At 68.2% G+C, this 22,503-nt stretch carries 23 protein-coding genes; 10 read left to right on the top strand and 13 right to left on the bottom strand.

Features of this window, described 5'->3' with window-relative positions:
• Nucleotides 1-12: 12 nt before the first annotated feature.
• From CJ226_RS14240 to rpsA, 7 genes are all read right to left on the bottom strand, one after another.
• A complete protein-coding gene (locus CJ226_RS14240) occupies nucleotides 13-585 on the bottom strand; it encodes a CoA-binding protein (RefSeq protein ID WP_082802839.1) in 573 nt (190 codons plus the stop codon).
• The gene (locus CJ226_RS14245) at nucleotides 582-1,886 is read right to left on the bottom strand and encodes an O-acetylhomoserine aminocarboxypropyltransferase/cysteine synthase family protein (protein ID WP_102209587.1); all 1,305 of its coding nucleotides are present in this window, start codon (nucleotides 1,884-1,886) and stop codon (nucleotides 582-584) included. The genes CJ226_RS14240 and CJ226_RS14245 overlap by 4 nt, the downstream gene beginning before the upstream one ends.
• Nucleotides 1,883-3,889 carry an acetate--CoA ligase gene (gene acs, locus CJ226_RS14250; RefSeq protein WP_102209588.1) on the bottom strand — a complete coding sequence of 669 codons (2,007 nt, stop codon included), beginning with the start codon at nucleotides 3,887-3,889 and terminating at the stop codon, nucleotides 1,883-1,885. Before acs ends, CJ226_RS14245 begins: the two co-directional genes overlap by 4 nt.
• The gene (locus tag CJ226_RS14255) at nucleotides 3,880-4,737 is read right to left on the bottom strand and encodes an ABC transporter permease (protein WP_102209589.1); all 858 of its coding nucleotides are present in this window, start codon (nucleotides 4,735-4,737) and stop codon (nucleotides 3,880-3,882) included. Before CJ226_RS14255 ends, acs begins: the two co-directional genes overlap by 10 nt.
• Complete coding sequence (locus tag CJ226_RS14260; RefSeq protein ID WP_102209590.1) at nucleotides 4,734-5,774, bottom strand: aliphatic sulfonate ABC transporter substrate-binding protein; 1,041 nt, start codon at nucleotides 5,772-5,774, stop codon at nucleotides 4,734-4,736. Before CJ226_RS14260 ends, CJ226_RS14255 begins: the two co-directional genes overlap by 4 nt.
• Complete coding sequence (locus CJ226_RS14265) at nucleotides 5,771-6,622, bottom strand: ABC transporter ATP-binding protein (protein WP_102209591.1); 852 nt, start codon at nucleotides 6,620-6,622, stop codon at nucleotides 5,771-5,773. Before CJ226_RS14265 ends, CJ226_RS14260 begins: the two co-directional genes overlap by 4 nt.
• 144 nt (nucleotides 6,623-6,766) lie before the next feature.
• Nucleotides 6,767-8,221 (bottom strand): 30S ribosomal protein S1, encoded by a 1,455-nt coding sequence (gene rpsA, locus CJ226_RS14270; RefSeq protein ID WP_025105051.1) that lies wholly within the window; start codon nucleotides 8,219-8,221, stop codon nucleotides 6,767-6,769.
• A gap of 234 nt (nucleotides 8,222-8,455) precedes the next feature.
• Here rpsA and CJ226_RS14275 point away from each other — a divergent pair, with 234 nt between their 5' ends.
• From CJ226_RS14275 to CJ226_RS14285, 3 genes are all read left to right on the top strand, one after another.
• Nucleotides 8,456-8,980, top strand: coding sequence for a hypothetical protein (locus CJ226_RS14275; RefSeq protein ID WP_102209592.1), 525 nt, complete (start codon nucleotides 8,456-8,458; stop codon nucleotides 8,978-8,980).
• A gap of 281 nt (nucleotides 8,981-9,261) precedes the next feature.
• Nucleotides 9,262-9,762, top strand: coding sequence for a hypothetical protein (locus tag CJ226_RS14280; RefSeq protein ID WP_102209593.1), 501 nt, complete (start codon nucleotides 9,262-9,264; stop codon nucleotides 9,760-9,762).
• 32 nt (nucleotides 9,763-9,794) lie between these two features.
• Entirely contained in the window at nucleotides 9,795-10,745 is a 951-nt protein-coding gene (locus CJ226_RS14285) for a 5'-3' exonuclease (protein WP_102209594.1), read from the top strand.
• Between the two features lie 12 nt (nucleotides 10,746-10,757).
• Here the strand turns inward: CJ226_RS14285 and CJ226_RS14290 are convergent, their stop codons facing one another.
• Together CJ226_RS14290 and trpD are read right to left on the bottom strand one after the other, a co-directional pair.
• On the bottom strand, nucleotides 10,758-11,744 hold the full coding sequence (locus CJ226_RS14290; RefSeq protein WP_180964612.1) for a PHP domain-containing protein: 987 nt from the start codon (nucleotides 11,742-11,744) through the stop codon (nucleotides 10,758-10,760).
• 2 nt (nucleotides 11,745-11,746) lie between these two features.
• Nucleotides 11,747-12,817, bottom strand: a complete 1,071-nt coding sequence (gene trpD, locus CJ226_RS14295) for an anthranilate phosphoribosyltransferase (RefSeq protein WP_025105056.1) — start codon at nucleotides 12,815-12,817, stop codon at nucleotides 11,747-11,749.
• A 288-nt stretch (nucleotides 12,818-13,105) separates the two neighbouring features.
• Between trpD and CJ226_RS14300 the strand changes: the two genes are divergently transcribed.
• From CJ226_RS14300 to CJ226_RS14330, 7 genes are all read left to right on the top strand, one after another.
• Nucleotides 13,106-13,663 carry a heme-copper oxidase subunit III gene (locus CJ226_RS14300; protein WP_231729617.1) on the top strand — a complete coding sequence of 186 codons (558 nt, stop codon included), beginning with the start codon at nucleotides 13,106-13,108 and terminating at the stop codon, nucleotides 13,661-13,663.
• A gap of 20 nt (nucleotides 13,664-13,683) precedes the next feature.
• Nucleotides 13,684-14,484: a c-type cytochrome gene (locus CJ226_RS14305; protein ID WP_062634020.1), complete on the top strand. Its 801-nt coding sequence runs from the start codon at nucleotides 13,684-13,686 to the stop codon at nucleotides 14,482-14,484.
• Nucleotides 14,485-14,520: 36 nt separating this feature from the next.
• Nucleotides 14,521-15,597 carry a ubiquinol-cytochrome c reductase iron-sulfur subunit gene (locus CJ226_RS14310; protein ID WP_025105059.1) on the top strand — a complete coding sequence of 359 codons (1,077 nt, stop codon included), beginning with the start codon at nucleotides 14,521-14,523 and terminating at the stop codon, nucleotides 15,595-15,597.
• Complete coding sequence (locus tag CJ226_RS14315; protein ID WP_025105060.1) at nucleotides 15,594-17,408, top strand: cytochrome bc complex cytochrome b subunit; 1,815 nt, start codon at nucleotides 15,594-15,596, stop codon at nucleotides 17,406-17,408. The genes CJ226_RS14310 and CJ226_RS14315 overlap by 4 nt, the downstream gene beginning before the upstream one ends.
• A 78-nt stretch (nucleotides 17,409-17,486) precedes the next feature.
• Nucleotides 17,487-17,900: a RidA family protein gene (locus tag CJ226_RS14320; protein ID WP_102209596.1), complete on the top strand. Its 414-nt coding sequence runs from the start codon at nucleotides 17,487-17,489 to the stop codon at nucleotides 17,898-17,900.
• Nucleotides 17,897-18,328 (top strand): GNAT family N-acetyltransferase, encoded by a 432-nt coding sequence (locus CJ226_RS14325; RefSeq protein ID WP_102209597.1) that lies wholly within the window; start codon nucleotides 17,897-17,899, stop codon nucleotides 18,326-18,328. Before CJ226_RS14320 ends, CJ226_RS14325 begins: the two co-directional genes overlap by 4 nt.
• A gap of 80 nt (nucleotides 18,329-18,408) precedes the next feature.
• On the top strand, nucleotides 18,409-18,828 hold the full coding sequence (locus CJ226_RS14330) for a rhodanese-like domain-containing protein (RefSeq protein WP_102209598.1): 420 nt from the start codon (nucleotides 18,409-18,411) through the stop codon (nucleotides 18,826-18,828).
• A gap of 63 nt (nucleotides 18,829-18,891) precedes the next feature.
• On the opposite strand, the gene CJ226_RS14335 is transcribed toward CJ226_RS14330, so the two are convergent.
• The 4 genes from CJ226_RS14335 to erpA all read right to left on the bottom strand — a co-directional run bounded on the left by CJ226_RS14335 (nucleotide 18,892) and on the right by erpA (nucleotide 22,464).
• On the bottom strand, nucleotides 18,892-19,326 hold the full coding sequence (locus CJ226_RS14335; protein ID WP_025105064.1) for a cytochrome c oxidase subunit 4: 435 nt from the start codon (nucleotides 19,324-19,326) through the stop codon (nucleotides 18,892-18,894).
• Nucleotides 19,327-19,329: 3 nt separating this feature from the next.
• Nucleotides 19,330-21,063 (bottom strand): cytochrome c oxidase subunit I, encoded by a 1,734-nt coding sequence (ctaD, locus tag CJ226_RS14340; RefSeq protein ID WP_025105065.1) that lies wholly within the window; start codon nucleotides 21,061-21,063, stop codon nucleotides 19,330-19,332.
• 3 nt (nucleotides 21,064-21,066) lie between these two features.
• Nucleotides 21,067-21,993, bottom strand: a complete 927-nt coding sequence (gene coxB / locus CJ226_RS14345) for a cytochrome c oxidase subunit II (RefSeq protein ID WP_062634011.1) — start codon at nucleotides 21,991-21,993, stop codon at nucleotides 21,067-21,069.
• 108 nt (nucleotides 21,994-22,101) lie between these two features.
• Complete coding sequence (gene erpA, locus CJ226_RS14350) at nucleotides 22,102-22,464, bottom strand: iron-sulfur cluster insertion protein ErpA (RefSeq protein WP_025105067.1); 363 nt, start codon at nucleotides 22,462-22,464, stop codon at nucleotides 22,102-22,104.
• Between the last annotated feature and the right edge of the window lie 39 nt (nucleotides 22,465-22,503).

Below are 22,503 nucleotides of genomic sequence, written 5' to 3' on the forward strand. Positions count from 1 at the left end.
GCGCGGCTCCCCTCAGCGCGCGAGCAGCTGCCGTCGGGAGCTGATCACCCCGGTGTCGAAGCCGGCGAGATGCAGGCCGCCGTGGAAGCGGGCGTGCTCGATCTTGATGCAGCGGTCCATGACCACCGAGAGCCCGGCCGCCTCCGCGATCGCGGCGGCGTCCTCGTTCCAGGAGCCGAGCTGGAGCCACAGGGTCTTCGCTCCGCTGTCGATCGCCTCCTGCGCGACGCCCGGGAGGTCGTCGTGACGACGGAACACGTCCACGATGTCGGGCTGCACGGGCAGGGCGCTCAACGACGGATAGACCGGCTGGCCGAGGATCTCGGTCTCCCTCGGGTTCACGAGGTAGACGTCGTAGGGCGTGCTGGACAGCAGGTAGGTGGCGACGAAGTACGAGGCCCGTGACGGATTCCCGGAGGCACCGACGATGGCGATCGATCGCGCCCGCCGCAGCAGTCCGAACCGCTGCGGCTGCGAGGGCCCGGTCCAGGTGCGGCCCGGCTCGACGGCAGCGGGGAGCGCGCAGCTGGCGGCATCCGTGGTCGGCGGGATGGCGCAGGCGTCGCCGGCGGAGGTCGTGCTCATCGGTGGGCTCCCGTCGCGAGGGTGAGGGCCTGGTCGAGGTCCCAGATGATGTCCTCCGCGTCCTCCAGGCCGACGGAGATGCGGATCAGGTCGGGGCGCACGCCCGCGGCGACGAGCTGCTCCTCGGTGAGCTGGCGGTGCGTGGTGGAGGCCGGGTGGATCACCAGGGTGCGGGCGTCGCCGATGTTGGCGAGGTGGGACGCGAGCTGCAGGTTCTCGATGAACGCCTCCCCCGCAGCGCGGCCGTCCTCGGCGGCGACCCCGAACGCGAACACGGATCCCGGTCCCAGCGGCATATAGCGCGCGGCACGCTCGTGATGCGGATGGCCTTCCAGCCCCGCCCAGGTGACGGAGGACACGCGGGGGTCGGCGGCCAGCCACTCGGCGACGACCCTGGCGTTGGCGATGTGAGCGTCGATGCGCTGCGGCAGCGTCTCCACGCCCTGCAGGAGCGCGAAGGCCGACTGCGGGCTCAGCGCCGGCCCGATGTCGCGCAGCTGCTCGGAGCGCAGCTTGGTGAGGAATCCGTACTCGCCGAAGTTCCCCCACCAGGAGATCCCGCCGTAGGAGGCCACCGGTTCGGTCATCTGCGGGAACTTGCCGTTGCCCCAGTCGAAGGTGCCCTTCTCGATGACCACGCCGCCGAGGGTCGTGCCGTGACCGCCGAGGAACTTCGTGACCGAGTGGATGACGATGTCCGCCCCGTGTTCCAGCGGGCGGGCGAGGTACGGGGTGGCCAGCGTGGCGTCGACGACGAGCGGCACCCCCGCCTCATGCGCGACGGCGGCGAGACCCGCGATGTCGGCGATCTCGCCCGACGGGTTCCCGATCATCTCGACGTAGACGACCTTGGTCTCCGGACGGATGGCCGCAGCGTAGTCGGCCGGGTCGGAGGAGCTGACGAACGTCGTCTCCACGCCGAACCGTCGCAGGGTGACATCGAGCTGTGTCACCGTGCCGCCGTAGAGCTGCGCGGCGGCCACGACATGATCGCCCGCGCCCACGAGGGCGGCGAACGTGATGAACTCCGCGCTCATCCCCGAGGCGGTCGCGACGGCCCCGATACCGCCTTCCAGCGAGGCCAGCCGCTCCTCCAGGGCGGCGACGGTGGGATTGCCGATGCGCGAGTAGATGTTGCCGTACTTCTGCAGCGCGAAGAGGTTGCCGGCGTCGGCCGCATCGTCGAAGACGAACGACGTCGTCTGGTAGATCGGCACCGCCCGCGCTCCGGTGGCGGCGTCCGGTGTGCCGCCGGCGTGCAGAGCGCGGGTGCGGAACCCGAAGCGGTGGTCGTCGGTCATGATGTCCTCGATTCTGCGGCGAGAGCGCCGGCGATGTCGTCGACGGCCCAGGGGTTCTGCAGTGACGTCGTGTCGCCGAGGGCCTGCGGAGTGCGTCCCGCGCGCCGATCCTGTTCGGCATCCCAGAGCTGCGCGAGCAGGCGGCGCATGATCTTCCCCGAGCGCGTCTTGGGCAGGTCCGGCACGACGACGACGTGCTTCGGCTTCGCGACCGGACCGATCGCGCGGGCGACCTCGGCGCGCAGCGCGTGCGCGTCGATCTCCGCCCGGCCGGACGGGGTGACGAACGCCACGACCGCCTGCCCGGTCACCGGATCCGCCACGCCGGCGGACCCGGCTTCGCCGACCGTCTCGTGCGCCACGAGCGCCGACTCGATCTCGATCGTCGAGAGGCGATGACCGGACACGTTCACGACGTCGTCGAGCCGGCCCAGGATCCAGATGAACCCGTCGGCGTCCCTGGTCGCCCCGTCTCCGGCGACGTAGTAGCCGCCGTGCGCGCCCACGCCGGCGTACGCAGACCAGTACGCGTCGCGGTAGCGCTCCGGGTTCCCCCAGACGGTCCGCGCCATCCCCGGCCACGGGCGCCGGACGACCAGCGTCCCGGATCGGCCCGGCGCCACCTCGTCCCCGTTCTCGTCGACCACCGCGACGTCGATGCCCGGAAGCGGGACCGACGCAGAGCCGGGCTTCAGCGGCGTGATGCCGGGCAGGGGGGCGATCATCGCGGCACCGGTCTCCGACTGCCACCACGTATCGATGACGGGGAGCTCACCCCGCCCGAAGTTCCGGCGGAACCACACCCAGGCCTCCGGATTGATCGCCTCGCCCACCGTGCCGAGCAGTCGCAGGGTCGACAGGTCGTGGCCGCTCGGCAGCTCGTCGCCGAACCAGGTCATGAACGTCCGGATGAGCGTCGGGGCCGTGTAGTAGACGGTAACGCCGTAGCGCTCGATGATCTCCAGGTGCCGCTCGCGGCGAGGAGTGTCCGGCGTGCCCTCGTAGATGACCTGGGTGAGCCCGTTCGACAGCGGCCCGTAGATCTCGTAGGTGTGGGCCGTGACCCAGGCGAGGTCGGCCGTGCACCAATGGACGTCGTCGGGTTTGGCGTCGAAATGCGCCCAATGCGCCCAGCTCGCGTGGGTCAGGTAGCCACCGGAGGTGTGCACGAGGCCCTTGGGCTTCCCGGTCGTGCCGGAGGTGTAGATGATGAAGAGCGGGTGCTCGGCGTCGAAGGCCTCCGCCCGATGCGCGGTGGGAGCCGTGTCGACGACATCGTGCCACCACACGTCCCGGCCTTCGGTCCACGGGACGCTCTGTCCGGTGCGACGGAGCACGAGGACGTGTTCGAGGTCCGGCAGTCCCGCAGCGGCGGCATCGGCGGCGGACTTGACCTCGGTCGCCGTCCCCCGCCGGAACTGGCCGTCGCTGGTGACGAGCAGCTTCGCCCCGGTATCCTCGAGCCGGAACCGCACGGCCTCCGCGGAGAACCCTCCGAACACGAGCGAGTGGACGGCTCCGATCCGCGCGCACGCGAGCGTGACGACCACGGTCTCCACGAGCACGGGGAGGTAGATCACCACGCGGTCCCCCGGTCGGATCCCGAGGTCTTCCAGCGCATGCGCCGCCTGGGCCACACGACGCTGCAGGTCGGCGTAGGTCACCGAGATCCGGTCGCCGGGCTCCCCTTCGAAATGCAGCGCGACCTTGTCTCCGCCTCCAGCGTCGACATGACGGTCCACGCAGTTCACCGCGACGTTCAGCCGTCCGCCGAGGAACCACCGCGCCGCGGGGACGGCACCGTCGACAGGCGGCTCCCACTCGTGCACGGCCGTCCACGGCTCGGCCCAGTCCAGTCGGCGCGCCGCGTCCTCCCAGAAGGCCAGAGGATCAGCGGCCGCGGGCTCGTAGGCGTCCGCGGTCACGTTGGCGTCGGGGAACGCGGGCGACGGAGGATAGACCCGTTCCTCCTGCAGCCGAGCCTCGGTCGTCGTCACGTCCATCGCCGCAACAGGTACTTCTCCAGCAGCGCGAGCACGCCGTTGGTGATCGTGCCCAGCAGCGCGAGCAGCACGATGGAGAGCAGGATGCGGTCGACGCGCCCCGTGCTCTGGGAGTCGGTCAAGAGGAAACCGAGCCCCATGGACGAGGCGATCAGCTCGGCGGCGACCAGGAACAGCCACGCCTGGGCGAGCGCGAGGCGCAGGCCCGCGACGACGGACGGCACGACGGCCGGGAGCTGCACCGTCCGGAACAGCGACCATCCGTGCAGGCTGAAGGAGCGTCCCGCCTCGACGAGCTGCGGGTCCACGTGCCGGAGCGCGGAGGCGACGGTCGTGTAGACCGGGAAGAACGCACCGATCGCGATGAGGGTCACCTTGGACTCCTCGCCGATCTGCATCCACAGGATCAGCAGCGGCACCCAGGCGAGCGACGGCACCGCGCGGACCGCGGCGAGGGTCGGGCTGAGCAGCACGTCACCCCAGCGTGAGAGCCCGACGATGCCGGCTGCGGCGAGGCCGACGACCGAGCCGATCGCGAACCCGAGCAGCACCCGCTGGACGGAGATGGCGATGTGGGTCCAGAGCTGTCCGGACTCGGCGAGTTCCACCCCGGCCTGGAAGACCGACGCCGGCGCCGGGAGGCGGTACGGCTCGATGAGACCGGCCGTCGTGACCACCTGCCAGGCGATGAGGATCGCGGCCGGGATCAGGAGACCCGCGACGATCCGTACGGCGGGCGGCAGACCACGCCGTGCTCCTCCCGTCCCCCGCCGGGGAGCACCCTTCGCGAACTCGAGCGCGTCCCGCGATTCCGCCGGGACGACCACCCGATCCTCGAAACCGGTCACTCGCCCGCGCCCGCCTTCGTCGCGAAGGTGTCGTTGATGATGCTGGACAGTGCCTTGTCGACGGATTCCTGCCCACCCTGGACGTCGCCGGACTCGACGAGCACCGGAGCGATCTTCTCGAGCACCGCGAGCTGGTCATCGCCGGGGACGCCGTCCACGTCCAGGTTCGACCGCTCCTGGATGACCGTGGTCGCGACCTCGAGGTCGATACCGGCGACCTCTGCCAACAGGGCGGCCGTCTCTTCCGGGTTCTCCAGCGCCCACGCACGCGCCTCCTCGTAGGCGTCGACGACGGCCTGAGCGAGGTCCGGGTGGTTGTCGATGAAGTCCTCGGTCGCGTTGAGGAAGCCGTAGGTGTTGAAGTCGACGTTGCGGTAGATGAGCTTGTCGCCCGACTCCTGCTCCGCGGCGGCCATGATGGGGTCGAGCCCCGCCCACGCGTCGACGGAACCGCCGTCGAGCGCCGCGCGCCCGTCGGCGTGCTGGAGGTTCTGCACCTCGACGTCAGCCAGCGACAGCCCGCCCTCCTCCAGCGCCTGGAGGAGGAAGAAGTAGGGGTCGGTGCCCTTGGTGGCCGCGACGGAGGCGCCCTTGAGGTCCTCCACCGAGGCGATGTCGCTGTCGGGCCCGACGACGATGGCCGACCACTCGGGCTGGGAGAAGATGTCGATCACCTGGATGGGCGAGCCGTTCGCGCGGGCGAGCAGCGCGGCCGAGCCCGCCGTCGATCCCACGTCGACCGAACCCGAGCGGAGGAGCTCGTTGGCCTTGTTCGAGCCAGCGGACTGCACCCATTCGACGGTGACCTCGTCGCCGAGGATGTCCTCCAGGATGCCCTGGTCGCGGATCACGAGGCTGAGCGGATTGTAGGTCGCGAAGTCGATGGACAGCGTGTCCGCCGACCACTCGCCGTTCCCGGCCGGCGTGGACTCGGCTTCGGCGGACGCGTTCTCCCCGGCGACGCAGCCGGTGGCGACGAGCATCATCGTCCCGGCGACGGCGATCGCAGGGATGATGCGGCGGGTGATGGTGCTCATCGGGTCTCCTCGGGGGTGTGGTGGTGCGTGTCGACGCCGAGCCCTTCGAGGAGCTCGGCGCGCAGGTCGGCGAGGCCGCGGTCGGCGCGGTCTCGGGGGCGGATGCCGGGGACGCGGATCGTCCGCGCGACGGACGACGCCGTGTCGTCTGCGTCGCCGACGGTGCGCAGCAGCAGCACGCGGTCGGCGAGATAGAGAGCCTCCTCCACGTCGTGGGTCACGAGCAGCACCGTGGTGGGCTCGGCCGCGTGGATCTTCAGGAGCAGGTCGTGCATGCGGAGGCGCGTGAGGGCGTCGAGCGCACCGAACGGCTCGTCGAGCAGCAGGACTCCGGGGTTCCTGGCGAGAGCCCGGGCGAGGGAGGCCCGTTGCGCCATGCCTCCGGACACTTCACGGGGGCGCTGGTCGGCGGCGTGTTCGAGTCCCACGAGCTGCAGGAGTTCGCGGACCCGAGCGCGTCCGGCACGGCGGGAGACGCCCCGGGGAAGACCGAGCTCGACGTTCTGCGCGAGCGTACGCCACGGGAGCAGCCGCGGCTCCTGGAACGCGATCGCCGTGCGCTCGTCGACGTCGGCGACACCGGAGCCGTCCAGACGGATCGTCCCGCGTGTAGGGGTGTCCAGTCCGCCGATGAGGCGCAGCAGCGTCGACTTCCCACACCCGGACGGACCGACGACGGCGACGATCTCCCCGGCGGCGATATCCAGGTCGATGCCGCGGAGCACCTCGCGTCGCCCCTGAGCGAGCGGGAACGACCGCGCGATGCCGTCCAGGCGCACGGGTTGTGCGGAGCCCGACGTCGTCGGGGCCTCAGCGGTGCGCGACGCAGCGGGCAGGAGGGCGGTCATGTCCCCATGCTGTCGGAGGCTCCGGAATGTTACGAATGCGGTCGTAACGTTGCGTCACGCAGCTGCTCCGCCGGATTCCGGGCATGCGAAAAGGGCCGCCACACCCGCCGTGAGGCGGGGTGACGACCCTTTTCGGAGTGGTGCTTAGGAGTTGCCGCCCGAGAGCTTCTCGCGCAGAGCCGCGAGAGCCTCGTCATCGGCGAGCGTGCCGGCGCCGGCCGACTCGCTCGAGAAGGACTGGCCGCCGAAGTCGTCGCCGGCCGCAGCCTCGGCCTCGGCCGCCTTCGCGACCTGAGCCTTGTGCGCCTCCCAGCGAGCCTGGGCCGCAGCGTACTCCTGCTCCCATGCCTCGCGCTGGGCGTCGAAGCCTTCCTTCCACTGACCGGTCTCGGCGTCGAAGCCCTCCGGGTACTTGTACTCGCCGTTCTCGTCGTACTCGGCGAGCATGCCGTACAGAGCCGGGTCGAACTCGGTGCCGTTGGGGTCGACCGACTCGTTGGCCTGCTTCAGCGACAGCGAGATGCGACGACGCTCGAGGTCGATGTCGATGACCTTGACGAAGACCTCTTCGCCGACCGACACGACCTGCTCGGCCAGCTCGACGTGCTTGCTGGAGAGCTCGGAGATGTGGACGAGGCCCTCGATGCCGTCGGCGACGCGGACGAACGCACCGAACGGAACGAGCTTGGTGACCTTACCCGGCGTGACCTGACCGATCGCGTGGGTGCGGGCGAAGACCTGCCACGGGTCCTCCTGCGTCGCCTTCAGCGACAGGGAGACGCGCTCGCGGTCGAGGTCGACCTCGAGGATCTCGACGGTGACCTCCTGGCCCACCTCGACGACCTCGGAGGCGTGCTCGATGTGCTTCCAGGACAGCTCGGAGACGTGCACGAGGCCGTCCACGCCACCCAGGTCCACGAACGCACCGAAGTTGACGATCGAGGAGACGACACCCTTGCGGACCTGACCCTTGTGCAGGTTGTTCAGGAACGTGGTGCGCGACTCCGACTGCGTCTGCTCGAGCAGCGCGCGGCGGCTCAGGACGACGTTGTTGCGGTTCTTGTCGAGCTCGAGGATCTTCGCCTCGATCTCCTGGCCGAGGTACGGCGTGAGGTCGCGGACGCGACGGAGCTCGATGAGCGAGGCCGGGAGGAAGCCACGGAGGCCGATGTCGACGATGAGTCCACCCTTGACGACCTCGATGACCGTACCGGTGACGACGCCGTCGTTCTCCTTGATCTTCTCGACGTCTCCCCAGGCGCGCTCGTACTGCGCACGCTTCTTGGAGAGGATCAGGCGGCCTTCCTTGTCCTCCTTCTGGAGAACCAGGGCCTCGACTTCGTCGCCGACCTTGACGACCTCGTTGGGGTCGACGTCGTGCTTGATCGAGAGCTCGCGCGAGGGGATGACACCCTCGGTCTTGTAGCCGACATCGAGCAGGACCTCATCGCGGTCGATCTTGACGATCGTGCCCTCGATGATGTCGCCGTCGTTGAAGAACTTCAGGGTCTTCTCGACCGCGGCCAGGAAGTCCTCAGCAGATCCGATGTCGTTGATGGCGACCTGCTTGGTGGCCGGGGCGGTCGTTGCGGTAGTCATGTAGTGGGTTGTCCTTGTGAATGGATACTCGGGCTGCGGAGCATGGCCGCGCACGGCCGGGATGTGCTTCGCAGCAGGTGGATTGTGGTGTGTTCGTCACCTGGGCATGCGTATACACGCCACGAGTGACAGTTCAGGCTATCAGAAGTTGCCGTCCGCGAAAGAGCGGATTCGTGCGAGCTTCTCTGTGGATAACGTCGGCGCCGCTCCGTCCATTCCGCGTACGGTGGCCCGGTGATGTCGCCCACCGCTCTCCGCATGCTCGCCGTGCTGGCCCTCGGCGTCTCGGCCCTGTCCGCCTGCGCCCCCGCTCCGGAGCCCACGCCGACCCCCTCCCCCGCGTTCACCTCCGAGGAAGAGGCCTTCGCCGCCGCCGAGGCCACGTACCGGGATTACAACGACGCCGGGAACTCACGACGCAATGGAGACGGAGGAGATCCAAGTGAATTTCTGATCGGCGCGGCCCTAGACGCGGACCGCGCTGCCGCCGAGAACCTGAAAGCGAGCGGCTTGCGAGTTGTAGGCACGGTCGACGTGATCGCGTTCACGAGTGTCGGCACCAACATCTCACCTGAAGCCGTCACGGTCGAAGCGCTCGTCTGCTTGGACACGTCGGGTACGAAGCTCTTGAACGAGCAAGGGCAGGATGTCTCCGCTGAAGACCGTAAGACAACCATCGCCTCGATTGTTCAGATGGTGACGGTCGGCGGCTCGCTCTACATAGAAGACGAACGGACCGCGGAGGCGGACGAATGTTGAAGCTGGTGGTGCTAAGTCTGCTGTTGCTTGCCTCGCACGATGGGAGCCTCGTCGCCAGTGCAGCCAGCACCGCCGCATGTCCTAAGGAGTTGCAGATAGTTGGCCAGTGCGGATTGCAGAACACCGGCCGCGAACTGCGCATCGACGCACGTTCAAACCCGTCATCTGCGCCCGGGCCGGGCCGAACGGATAGCTCGACCCCCTCCGCCCCAGAACCGAAACGCGAACCGTGCAAGACGGACACAGCGCTGAGCCGGTCGTGCGGCATGTACGGAGTGCGGGTGACGGAGGAGTCCGAGCACCCGCTCACGATCGAGGACCTCGCACGGTTCGCGCCGGACCCCGTGACGACGACAGCGGAGCCCGGGAACGCCGGCGTCGTGGGGATGGCGACGAACTTCGTGGCGACCGTCGCGGCGCACACGGTGAGCGGCACACTCCTCGATCGGCCGGTGACGGTGCGCTTCACACCCGTACGCGTCGTCTTCGACCACGGCGATGGAACGTCGGCCACCGCGCCGGACGGCGGCCGCGCGTGGGCGACGCTCGGCCAAGCGCCGTTCACCGCGACCCCCACGAGCCACATGTACACCCGACGCGGCACCTACACGACAAGGACGACGGTCGCCTACACGGCGGAGGTCGACGTCGGCGGGGGCTGGTTCCCGGTGTCCGGCGAGCTTTCGGTCGATGGCGTATCCAGGCAGATCCGCATCTACGAGGCGACCACCGCGCTCGTGGCACGGACGTGTGAAGAACGACCCGCGGCTGTGGGCTGCTGAGCACCCCGTGGGGCACGCTCTACCCTGAATCCATGACCCGCGCCGAACGCCTCATGCTGCTCGACACCGCCAGCCTCTACTTCCGCGCGTTCTACGGCGTACCCGACAAGGTGACAGCCCCCGACGGCTCCCCCATCAATGCGGCGCGCGGCCTGCTGGACATGATCGCGAAGCTCGTGACCACCTATCAGCCGACCCATGTCGTGGCGTGCTGGGACGACGACTGGCGCCCGCAGTGGCGGGTCGACCTCATCCCCAGCTACAAGACGCACCGCGTGGTGGAGGTCGTGGCGGGTGCGCCCGACGTCGAGGAAGTGCCCGACCCGCTGGAGGCGCAGATCCCGCTGATCCGCGAGACGCTCGCGGTCCTCGGCATCCCGATCGTCGGCGTCGCCGAGCACGAGGCGGACGACGTCATCGGCACCCTCGCGACGCACGCGACGATGCCCGTCGACATCGTCACCGGCGACCGCGACCTGTTCCAGCTCGTCGACGACGAGCGCGACGTGCGTGTGATCTACACGGCGCGCGGCATGAGCAACCTCGAGGTCGTGACGGACGCCACGGTCGTCACCAAGTACGGGGTGCTCCCCACGCAGTACGCGGACTTCGCGACGATGCGCGGCGATGCGTCGGACGGACTTCCGGGCGTCGCCGGGATCGGCGAGAAGACCGCTGCCACCCTGCTGCAGAAGCACGGCGACCTCGTCGGCATCCGGGAAGCCGCGGAAGCGGGCGAGGGCATGAGTGCCGGCATCCGCGCGAAGATCCTCGACGCGCAGGCGTATCTCGATGTCGCCCCCACGGTCGTCGCCGTCGCCACGGAGCTCCCGATCACCGCTCCCGATGTCGCGCTGCGAGCCCTCACTCCGGACGAAGCGGCGGAAGCCACGGCCCTCGCCGAGCGCTGGAACCTCGGAAGCTCGATGACACGGGCCGTCACCGCGGTCACCGCGGCCGCGAGCCAGACCACCGAGGGCTGACGCGACCGGACGTCACTCCGCCCAGGCGAGGAGGCGCGACAGACCCCACGTCGTGACGATGCGCGACGCCGGCACCCCGGCGCGCTCCGCACGTTCGGCGCCGTGGTCCAGCAGGGAGAGCTGTCCGGGAGCGTGCGCGTCGGAGTCGATCGAGAAGAGGCATCCGGCCTCGAGCGCGATCGCGATGAGCTCGTCCGGCGGGTCCTGACGCTCGGGCCGCGAGTTGATCTCGACCGCCACCCCGTTCTCCGCGCACGCCGCGAACACCGCGGCGGCATCGAAGGCCGAGGGCGGGCGCGTGCCCCGGTCGCCCTGGACGAGCCGGCCGGTGCAGTGTCCGAGGACGTTCACCCGAGGATGCGAGACGGCCGCGATCATCCGCGCGGTCATCGCCCGTCCGTCCATGCGGAGCTTGGAATGCACCGAGGCGACGACGATGTCCAGGTCCGCGAGGAGGGCGTCCTCCTGATCGAGCGTTCCGTCTTCCAGGATGTCCACCTCGATGCCGGCGAGCAGTGTGAAGCCATCCCCCGACTGCGCCCGCACCTGCGGGATCTGCTCGCGGAGCCGCTCCGCCGAGAGTCCTCGCGCTACACGGAGGCGCGGAGAGTGGTCGGTGATGGCCTGGTACTCGTGGCCCTGCGCGCGGGCGGCAGCGGCCATCACCTCGATGGACGTCGTCCCGTCCGACCACTCGGTGTGGGCGTGCAGGTCTCCGCGCAGCTTCCCGCGGAGCACCGACACCTTCTCCGGTTCGACGTCGCCGCGGAGCTCCACGAGGTACTCCGGCACCTCACCGGCCTGCGCCTGACGGATGACGGCGAAGGTCGACTCCCCGATGCCCTTGGCTGCGCGGAGACGCGTCGGGTCGCCCTGCACGTCGGACGGAAGATCCTGGAACGTGGCAGCCGCCTGGCGGAACGCCTTGGCCCGGTAGCGCGACGCCCGCTCGCGCTCCAGCAGCGAAGCGATCTCGAGCAGCGCGTCGACCGGGTCCATGCTCACTCCTTCGGCGCGGCCAGCTCGCGACTGACGCCGATCCACTGATCCAGCTTGGCCAGCGCGCGCCCGTCGTCCACTGCGGCGGACGCACGGGCGAGCGCATCGCGGAGCCGCTCGAGGATCGGCCGCTGCACCTGGGTCGCGTCCTGCGACAGCTCGAAGGCGACGATGCCGGCGGCGGCGTTGAGGAGGACGATGTCCCGCACCGGCCCCTGCTCTCCTGCGAGCGTCCGTCGGAGGATCTCGGCGTTGTGGGCGGGAGAGCCGCCGATGAGGTCGGAGAGGTCGGCGAGCGGGATGCCGAGATCACGGGGATCCAGGTCGTGCTCGTGGATGTCTCCACGGGTGACCTCCCAGATGCGGCTGTGCCCGGTGGTCGTGAGCTCGTCGAGGCCGTCGTCGCCGCGGAAGACCAGCGCCGTCGCTCCCCGCGTCCGGAAGACGCCGGTGATCAGCGGGACGCGCTCCATCTGGGCGACACCGACCGCGTTCGCCTCGGCACGCGCGGGGTTGCAGAGCGGGCCGAGCATGTTGAACACGGTGGGCACTCCGAGCTGCGAGCGGACGGCACCGGCGTGCTTGAACCCGGGGTGGAACGCCCCCGCCCAGGCGAAGGTGATGCCCGTCCGGTCGAGGATCGAGGCGACCGCCGCGGGGTCGAGGGAGAGCTCGAGGCCGAGCGCACCGAGGACGTCCGAGGAGCCCGAGGCCGAGCTCGCGGCGCGATTGCCGTGCTTGACCACGGGGATGCCCGTGGCGCCGATGATCACGGCGGCCGTCGTCGACACGTTCACGGTCCCGACGCGGTCGCCGCCCGTGCCGACGATGTCCAGCACGTTCGGGGAGACCGGCAGAGGCACGGCCGCCTCGAGGATCGCGTCGCGGAAGCCGACGATCTCATCGATCGTCTCCCCCTTCGCCCGCAGAGCAACGAGGAATCCGGCGAGCTGCGCCTCGGAGACGTCGCCCTTCATGATCTGGCGCATGGCCCACGTCGACTCCCACACGCTGAGGTCGCGACGCTCCAGGAGAGAGGTGAGCACATCGGACCAGGTCAGGGAATCAGCCATGTGTGCGATCCTATCGGCGCGGAGAAAACGTGCAGATCGATCCGGGCGGGCGCGCAGGCCGCGCAAGAGCGACGTTTCCCGCGTATTCACCGGGTATTCGCAGTGTTTTCTTAGGGTCCCCTAAGTCCTCGACGGGCGAATCGAGGGGCGCAGGTGCAAGAATCACGCCCGCGGATCGGCCATAATGGAGGGGTGACGACCTCAGCGACGTATGCCCCGGCGGCGAGAACCATCAAGCGGCCCAACCCGGTAGCTGTCGGCACCATTGTGTGGCTCGGCAGCGAGGTGATGTTCTTCGCGGGACTCTTCGCGATCTACTTCACCCTCCGCAGCACTTCCCCCGAGCTGTGGGCCGACCGTACCGAGCTCCTGAACGTGCCGTTCGCGGCAGTGAACACGGCGATCCTCGTGCTCTCCTCGTTCACCTGCCAGATGGGCGTGTTCGCAGCCGAAGACCTGCAGCCCTACAAGATCGGCAAGGGACAGAAGAACGGCGCCGGCCGCCGTCGCCTGTTCGGCTGGGGCATGGTCGAGTGGTTCTTCCTCACCTTCGCCCTCGGCGCGATCTTCGTGTCCGGCCAGGTGTGGGAGTACGCCCAGCTCGTCGCAGAGGGCATGCCCATCCAGGCGGACTCGTACGCCTCGGCGTTCTACCTCACCACCGGCTTCCACGCCCTGCACGTCACCGGCGGACTCGTCGCGTTCCTCCTGGTGATCGGCCGCGCGTACGCCGTCAAGAACTTCCGGCACAAGGAGGCGACCTCCTCGATCGTGGTGTCCTACTACTGGCACTTCGTCGACGTCGTCTGGATCGTGCTGTTCTTCGTTATCTACTTCCTGAAATAAGAGCGGAGCTGATCCCCGAGATGGCACGAGAGAAGAAGCGCCGTTCGAGCGGTCGTCGCAGCCCACTGGCGGCGGCCGCGCTCATCGGAGCAGGCCTCATGATCACCGGCGCGGTGTACGCGGGTGCGACCGCGGCATTCGCCGCCAACGACGCCCCCACGGCATCGACGCAGCTGACGGTCGAGGACGGCGAGAAGCTGTTCCAGGCCAACTGCGCCACCTGCCACGGCCTCGACCTGGAGGGCACCCCCAACGGCCCGAGCCTCTACGGCGTCGGCGAGCTGGCGGTGGAGTTCCAGGTGTCGACGGGCCGTATGCCGCTGCAGATGCAGGGACCGCAGGCTCCGCAGAAGGAGCCGCAGTTCACCGAGGAGCAGATCCTCGCGATGGCGGCCTACGTGCAGTCCGAGGCCCCCGGCCCGACGTACCCCGCTGACGAGATCATCGACGGCGAGGGCGACGTGGCGCACGGCGCCGAGCTCTTCCGTGTCAACTGCGCGATGTGCCACAACGTGGCCGCCGCCGGTGGCGCTCTCACCGAGGGCAAGTACGCTCCGGCCATCACGGAGACCAGCGCGCTGCACATCTACGCGGCCATGGTCACCGGCCCGCAGAACATGCCGGTCTTCGGCGACATGAACCTGTCCGACGAGGACAAGCGCGACATCATCTCGGCTCTGCTCTTCCAGCAGCAGTCCGTCCAGATCGGCGGCTTCTCCCTCGGCTCGCTCGGACCGGTCTCCGAAGGCCTGTTCGTGTGGATCTTCGGTATCGGCGCTCTGGTCGCCATCACCGTGTGGATCACGGCGAAGTCCAACTGACGCTTATTCATCGAAGAGGAACGTACGAGGAGCACCATGGCACACGACGACGACTCGCAGGCTCTTGACAGGGCCTACCAGCCCTCTCCGGGGCTGGGTGTCGCAGTCAGCGATCCCGTGCAGAACCCCGGGCTTCCGCCGCACCGCGAGCGGATGACCGACAAGGACCCGCGCGCCGAGAAGGCCGCCGTCCGCACCGTCTACACGCTGTTCTACCTGTCGCTCGCCGGCAGCATCTGGGCGGTCGCCGCCTACATGCTGTTCCCGATCGAGAGCGGCGCTCTCATCGACATCCGTCAGAACAACCTCTTCATCGGTCTCGGCATCGCGCTCGCGCTGCTGGCCCTGGGCATCGGCGCGATCCACTGGTCGAAGGCCCTCATGTCCGACAAGGAGCACGTCGAGCTCCGCCACCCCACCCGGGGCAAGGACTCGACCCGTGAGGCGGCCATCAAGGCCTTCGCCGACGCCAACGAGGAGTCCGGCTTCGGTCGCCGCACGATGATCCGCAACTCGCTGTTCGCGGCAATCGTCGCGTCGATCATCCCCGGTGTGACGCTGTTCCGCGGCCTCGCCCCGCACTCCACGCCGGACGACCCCACCGCGGGCGACCCGGTCGCGCTGCTGAAGCACACGATGTGGGATGAGGGCATGCGCCTCGTCCGCGACCCCGACGGCACCCCCATCCGTGCCGCCGACGTCACGCTCGGCTCCGCTTTCCACGTGATCCCGGAGGACCTCGCGGAGCTCGGTCACGATGAGGGCTACCTCGAGGAGAAGGCCAAGGCCATCGTGCTGATGATGCGCCTCCGCCCGGAGCAGCTCATCGAGGCCGAGGACCGCAAGGACTGGTCCTACGACGGCATCGTCGCGTACTCCAAGGTCTGCACGCACGTCGGCTGCCCCGTCGCGCTGTACGAGCAGCAGACCCACCACCTGCTGTGCCCGTGCCACCAGTCGCAGTTCGACGTCACGGACCACGCGAAGGTCATCTTCGGCCCGGCCGCTCGGCCGCTGCCTCAGCTGCCCATCACCGTGGACGACGAGGGCTACCTCATCGCACGCAGCGACTTCACCGAACCCGTCGGCCCGAGCTTCTGGGAGCGCCATTGAGCACCGCAACGCTGTCCAAGGACGAGAAGGACACCAAGGCGCCTCTCGGCGGCCGCTTCGTCGGCGCCGCGTCGAACTACATCGATGAGCGCACGAGCCTCTCCGGCTTCGTCAAGGAGCTCGGTCGCAAGATCTTCCCCGACCACTGGTCCTTCATGCTCGGTGAGATCGCCCTCTGGAGCTTCGTCGTCGTGTTCCTCTCCGGAACCTTCCTGACGTTCTTCTTCCAGGCGTCGATGGTGGAGACCCACTACACCGGCGCCTACGCCCCCATGCGCGGTATCGCGATGTCCTCGGCTCTCGAGTCGACGCTGCACATCTCGTTCGACCTCCGCGGTGGCCTCCTGGTCCGCCAGATCCACCACTGGGCCGCGCTTGTCTTCATCGCCGGCATCGGCGTGCACATGCTGCGCGTGTTCTTCACGGGCGCGTTCCGCAAGCCGCGCGAGTTGAACTGGGTGATCGGCTTCGTGCTGTTCATCCTCGCGATGGCCGAGGGCTTCACCGGCTACTCGCTCCCCGACGACCTGCTCTCTGGCAACGGCCTGCGCATCATCGACGGCATGATCAAGGGTCTCCCCCTGATCGGCACCTGGACCTCCTTCCTCCTCTTCGGCGGCGAGTTCCCGGGCACCGACATCGTGGGTCGCCTGTACACCCTGCACATCCTGCTGCTCCCGATGCTGGTGATCGCCTTCATCGCGGTGCACCTGATGCTCATGATCATCAACAAGCACACGCAGTTCGCCGGCCCCGGCCGCACGAACGACAACGTCGTGGGCTACCCGATGATGCCGGTCTACATGTCCAAGATGGGCGGCTACCTGTTCATCGTCTTCGGCACCATCGTGCTGATCGCGACGTTCTTCCAGATCAACCCGATCTGGAACTACGGCCCCTACGACCCCTCCCCCGTCTCGGCCGGTACGCAGCCGGACTGGTACATCGGGTTCGCGGACGGCGCGTTGCGCCTGGCCCCGTCGAACTGGGACATCGTGTTCCTCGACCACACCTGGTCGTTCGGAATCCTGGCCCCGGTGGCCGTGCTCGGTCTGTTCATCGTCATCGTCGCGATCTACCCGTTCATCGAGGCGTGGGTCACCGGCGACAAGCGCGAGCACCACATCGCCCAGCGTCCGCGCAACGCGGCCACCCGCACCGCGATCGGCGTCGCCGGCGTCATCTTCTACGCGGTCCTGTGGGCGGCGGCCTCGTCCGACCTCATCGCCACGCACTTCATGCTCACCATGGAAGGCGTCATCCACACGCTGCAGGCGCTGCTGTTCCTGGGCCCGATCATCGGCTACTTCGTCACCAAGCGCATCTGCATCGCGCTCCAGAAGAAGGACCGCGAGATCGTCCTGCACGGCTTCGAGTCCGGACGCATCGTCCGCCTCCCCGGCGGCGAGTTCATCGAGGTGCACCAGCCGGTCGACGTCTACGACCGCTGGAAGCTCATCGACGTCGACGGCTACGAGCCGCTGGTCGTCCGCCCGAACGCCAAGGGCCGCATCCCGTGGACGGAGAACCTCCGCTCCGCGATGTCCCGCTGGTTCTTCGAGGACCGTCTCGCCCCGCTCACGCAGGCCGAGATCGACGCCGCCGATGCGCACCAGCATCACGTCACCGCGGGGAACGAGGAGGCGGAGGCCGCCGAGATCCAGGGCGCTCACGAGCGTGCCGGGTTCCCGGACGCGCCGCTCACGGTCGACGAGACGCACGTCGACGAGACGCCGAACACGCCCAGCACGGTGATCTCGACCGAGCCCGTCAAGAAGCCTCGCAAGAAGAAGTCGGAGGACGACGAGTAGTCGTCACTCCCCTTCGATGAAGGCCCCGTCCGTTAGGACGGGGCCTTCATCGTTCTCCCCTGATGAGAGGATCGTCTCATGTCTTCGGTCGTGCGCCTGCTCCGTGCTCCCCTGCTCGCCGACGCGCCCTACGCGTACGCCGCCACCGCCCCCGCTGACGCGCGCCTGGTCTTCCTGGCCGGAGCCTGCCCGTTGGAGGACGATGGGACGATCACCGCCCCCGGTGACTACGCCGCTCAGGCGGCACGGTGTATCGAGACGCTGCAGGGCGCGCTCACGGCTGCCGGCGCCACTCTGACGGATGTCATCAGCACGCGCGTCCTGGTGGCCTCCTCCGCCCAGCGGGACCTCGTCACGGCCTGGGACGTCATCCACGCCGCGTTCGGGCCTCACGACGTCCCCAGCACCCTCCTCGGCGTGACTGTCCTCGGCTACGACGACCAGCTCGTCGAGATCGAGGCGGTCGCCGCTCTGCCCGCGGACCGTGCATGACCACCCTCATCCGACACGCGACGGATCAGGACCATGCCGTCCTGGAGGAGATCGAGCGCGCCGCTGACAGCCTTCTGACCGATCGCTTCGGTGCCGAGGACTGGCCCCCGCCGTCGACAGCCGACGACCGCCGGCGCGCCGAGGGATTCGTCCTGGTGGCCACCTCCTCCCCTACGACGGAGGCTTCCGGCGGACTCGAGGTGCCGGTCGGGTTCGTGCAGGTGCTGGAGGGACCCGGGTACGCCCATCTGGAGCAGTTGTCCGTCCACCCCGCCTCCGGTCGCCGCGGTATCGGTCGCGCCCTCGTCATGGCGGCCCAGGACGAGTCCCGCCGTCGGGGCCGCACACAGCTCACGCTGCGCACCTACGCGGACGTCCCCTGGAACGCCCCTTTCTACTCCCGCTGCGGCTTGACCGCGGCGCTCTGACCGGGCACGACGGCAGGATTCGCGCGACGCACGACGGTATCCCTCGGTCGTCGGCGCCCGCGCGTCCCTAGTCTGGGCTCATGATCGATCGCCTTGACTACTTCGCCGCCCGCCTCGCCTTCGAGACCGACCCCAGCGACGTGCACGCCGACCGTGCCGCCGGCCGCGCTCTGGTCGTGGTCGACGTCCGCTCGAGCGAGGCGTTCGCTCAGGGGCGCGTGTCCGGCGCGCTCCACATGCCTCACAGCGAGATCGCGCACCGCGCCCCGGAGGAGATCCCGGCGGATGCCGAGGTCGTCGTCTACTGCTGGAGCCCCGGATGCAACGGCGGTGTCCGCGGCGCGCTCGAGTTCGCTCGTCTCGGCTATCGCGTGCGCGAGATGATCGGCGGCTTCGAGTACTGGGCCCGCGAGGGATATCCCATCGAAGACGCCGAGGGTGTGCACCACCGTCCCGTCGACCCGCTGACCGGAATCCCCCGCATCCGCACCCACGTGTGAACTGTTCACAGGAACGACGAAGGCCCCCAGAGTGATCCGGGGGCCTTCGGGGTGTGAGGAGACTCAGCGGGCGAAGTTGCCGCGGTAGTACTCGTAGACCCAGCCGACGATCGCGACCACGAAGATCGCGAGACCGATCGGAAGGAGGAAGTGACCGACCGCCAGGCCGACGACGAACACTCCGGCGGAAGCCGCGAGCACCAGCGGCCACCAGGACCACGGGCTGAACTCGCCGAGCTCGGGGTCACCGTCGTCGATGTCCGACGTGAGGATGTCCTCGGGCAGCTCGCCGTTCTGCGCCTTGTGCGTCCGGTCGAGGTAGAAAGCGACCATCGCGCCCATGAAGGCCGAGAAGAACAGGGCGACGGTGCCGACCCACTCGATCTGGTTCACCAGCGGAAGTCCCGGGTGAGCCAGGATGTTCCAGCCCGTGTAGACGACGCCGACGAGGGCGAAGAACGCGGTCAGGACCCACCAGATGATGACGTTGTCGCGCATGGCTCAGTGGCCCTCTCGCTCGCCGGGTGCGGTGGTCGCGAACTCCGCGGCCTCCGGGTGGTTCAGGTCGAACGCCGGACGCTCGCTGCGGATGCGCGGGATCGACGTGAAGTTGTGCCGCGGCGGCGGGCACGAGGTCGCCCACTCCAGCGAGGCACCGTAACCCCAGGGGTCGTTCACCGTGACCTTCGGCGCCTTGCGCGCCGTGATCCAGACGTTGAGGAAGAACGGCAGCATCGAGGCGCCGAGGATGATCGCACCGATCGTCGAGACCTGGTTCTGCCACGTCCAGCCGTCAGCCGCGGAGTAGTCCGCGTAGCGACGCACCATGCCGTCGACACCGAGCCAGTGCTGGATGAGGAAGGTCATGTGGAACCCGACGAACAGCATCCAGAAGTGCACGTAGCCGAGGCGCTCGTTCAGCATGCGACCCGTCCACTTCGGCCACCAGAAGTAGAAGCCGGCGAACATCGCGAACACGACCGTACCGAACACCACGTAGTGGAAGTGCGCCACGACGAAGTAGCTGTCGCTGAGGTGGAAGTCCAGCGGCGGGGCCGCGAGGATCACACCGGTGAGACCACCGAAGACGAACGACACGAGGAAGCCGAGCGAGAACACCATCGGGGTCTCGAACGTCACCGAGCCGCGCCAGAGCGTTCCGATCCAGTTGAAGATCTTCACACCCGTCGGCACCGCGATGAGCATCGTCATCAGGGCGAAGAACGGCAGCAGCACCGAGCCGGTGACGTACATGTGGTGCGCCCACACGGCGACGGACAGGGCCGCGATCGCGATCGTCGCGTAGACCAGGGTCTTGTACCCGAAGATCGGCTTCCGGCTGAACACCGGGAAGATCTCCGAGACGATGCCGAAGAACGGCAGCGCGATGATGTAGACCTCGGGGTGGCCGAAGAACCAGAAGAGGTGCTGCCAGAGCAGGACACCGCCGTTGGCCGGGTCATAGATGTGCGCACCGAGCACGCGGTCGGCGGCGGCGGCAAAGATCGCCGCGGCCAGGACCGGGAAGGCCATCAGAATCAGCAGGCTGGTGATGAGCGTGTTCCAGCTGAAGATCGGCATCCGCCACATCGTCATGCCGGGAGCACGCATCGTGATGATCGTCGTGATGAAGTTCACCGCGCCGAGGATGGTGCCGAAGCCCGAGATGCCGAGACCGAGCATCCAGAGGTTGCCGCCCGCTCCTGGCGAGAACGACGCGTTGGCCAGGGGCTGATACGCGAACCAGCCGAACGAGGCCGCACCCTGCGGGGTGAGGAAGCCGGCGACCGCGATGGTCGACCCGAACAGGAACAGCCAGAAGGCGAAGGCGTTCAGACGCGGGAAGGCGACGTCCGGAGCACCGATCTGCAGCGGCAGGATCGCATTCGCGAAGCCCGCGAACAGCGGCGTCGCGAACATCAGCAGCATGATCGTGCCGTGCATCGTGAACAGCTGGTTGTACTGCTCCTTGGTCGGGACGATCTGCATCCCCGGAGCGAACAGCTCGGCACGGATCACCAGCGCCATCACGCCACCCAGGAGGAAGAACATCACCGAGGCGATGAGGTACATGTACCCGATCGTCTTGTGGTCCGTGGAGGTGATCCACTTGACGACGATGTTGCCCTTCTGCTCGACGCGGGAGGAGCTCATCAGAGCGGCCTGGCGCGCGGGCAGGGTGGTGGGACGGGAGCGAGGTGCCTCGTCGGTGCGAGGAGCTTCAGTGGTCGACATGGCTTACTCCTCTCCTTCCTCGGTGTCGGTCTTCCCGGAAGTGCCGGGGAGGTTCGAGAGACGGTCGTACGCGTCGGTGATGTCCCCGGTGTTGCCCTCTTCCTCGAGGGTCTCGAGGTAGGCGGCGTACTCGTCCTGCGAGACGACCTTCACGTTGAAGAGCATCATCGAGTGGTACTCGCCGCAGAGCTCGGCGCACTTGCCGGCGTACTCGCCCTCACGGGTGGGGATGAAGGACCAGGAGTTGTCCTTCCCGATGAACATGTCCTTCTTGTAGAGGAAGTCGATGATCCAGAAGGAGTGGATGACGTCGCGCGACTGCAGGTTGATGGTGACCTTCTGGTCGACCGGCAGCACCAGGGTCGGCAGCTCCGCCTGGTCGATGTTGCCTTCCGCGTCGGGCTGGGCCTGGATGCCCATGGTCCACACGGTGTCTTCCTCGGTCTCGCCGTTGTACTGGAAGTCCCACGCCCACTGCTTGGCGATCGCGGTGATCTCGACGTCGGGGTCGTCCCACTTCGTCTCGATCTCGGTCTGGTCCCGGGCCGTGAAGAAGAACATGCCCAGCACGAGGATGAGCGGCACGATCGTGTAGAAGATCTCGATCGGCATGTTGTAGCGCATCTGCACCGGGAGGCCGGTCTGGCCCTTACGGCGACGGTACGCGATCGCAGCCCAGGCCATGAGGCTCCAGGTGACGACACCGACCGCGAGGAGCACGATCCAGGAGTTCACCCAGAGGGACGACACGCGCTCCGTCTGGTTGGTTGCTGCCGGACCACCGTCCACGAAGCCCGGAAGAAAGCCGTTCAGCTCGGTGGGAGTACATCCCGCCAGAGCCACAGCTGCCACAACTCCCACAGGGAGTGCGGCCCAACGAAGGCGGCGTTTCGAGGGCACGATGCACCTTTCAGATCGCGGACAAGGCATGTCCAAGTCTAGAGCAACCTCACACCTGATTCATGCCAACCATGCAGGTTGTGAAACGGAACGGCCGCCGTCACAGGACGTGACGGCGGCCGTTCCGGGAAGAACAGGTCAGTGGAAGCTGTCGCCGCAGGCGCAGCTGCCCGCCGCGTTCGGGTTGTCGATGGTGAAGCCCTGCTCCGAGATGGTGTCCTTGAAGTCGATCGAGGCGCCGTCGAGGTAGGGAACGCTCATGTTGTCGACGATGACCTCGACACCGTCGAAGTCGACGGTCTCGTCGCCTTCGAGGTAGCGCTCGTCGAAGTAGAGCTGGTAGATCAGGCCCGAGCAGCCGCCGGGCTGAACGGCGACGCGCAGACGGAGGTCGTCGCGGCCCTCCTGCTCGAGAAGGTTCTTCACCTTCGTGGCGGCGGCGTCCGTCAGCTTGACGCCGTGTGCGCGGGTGGTCTCTGCGGACAGGGTGGTGTCGCTCATGTCGCTCCTCGTGACGGGGCCGGGTACGTGCTCTTCGAC

The sequence above is a fragment of the Microbacterium sp. UMB0228 genome (genome assembly GCF_002871415.1).
Lineage (GTDB): Bacteria > Actinomycetota > Actinomycetes > Actinomycetales > Microbacteriaceae > Microbacterium.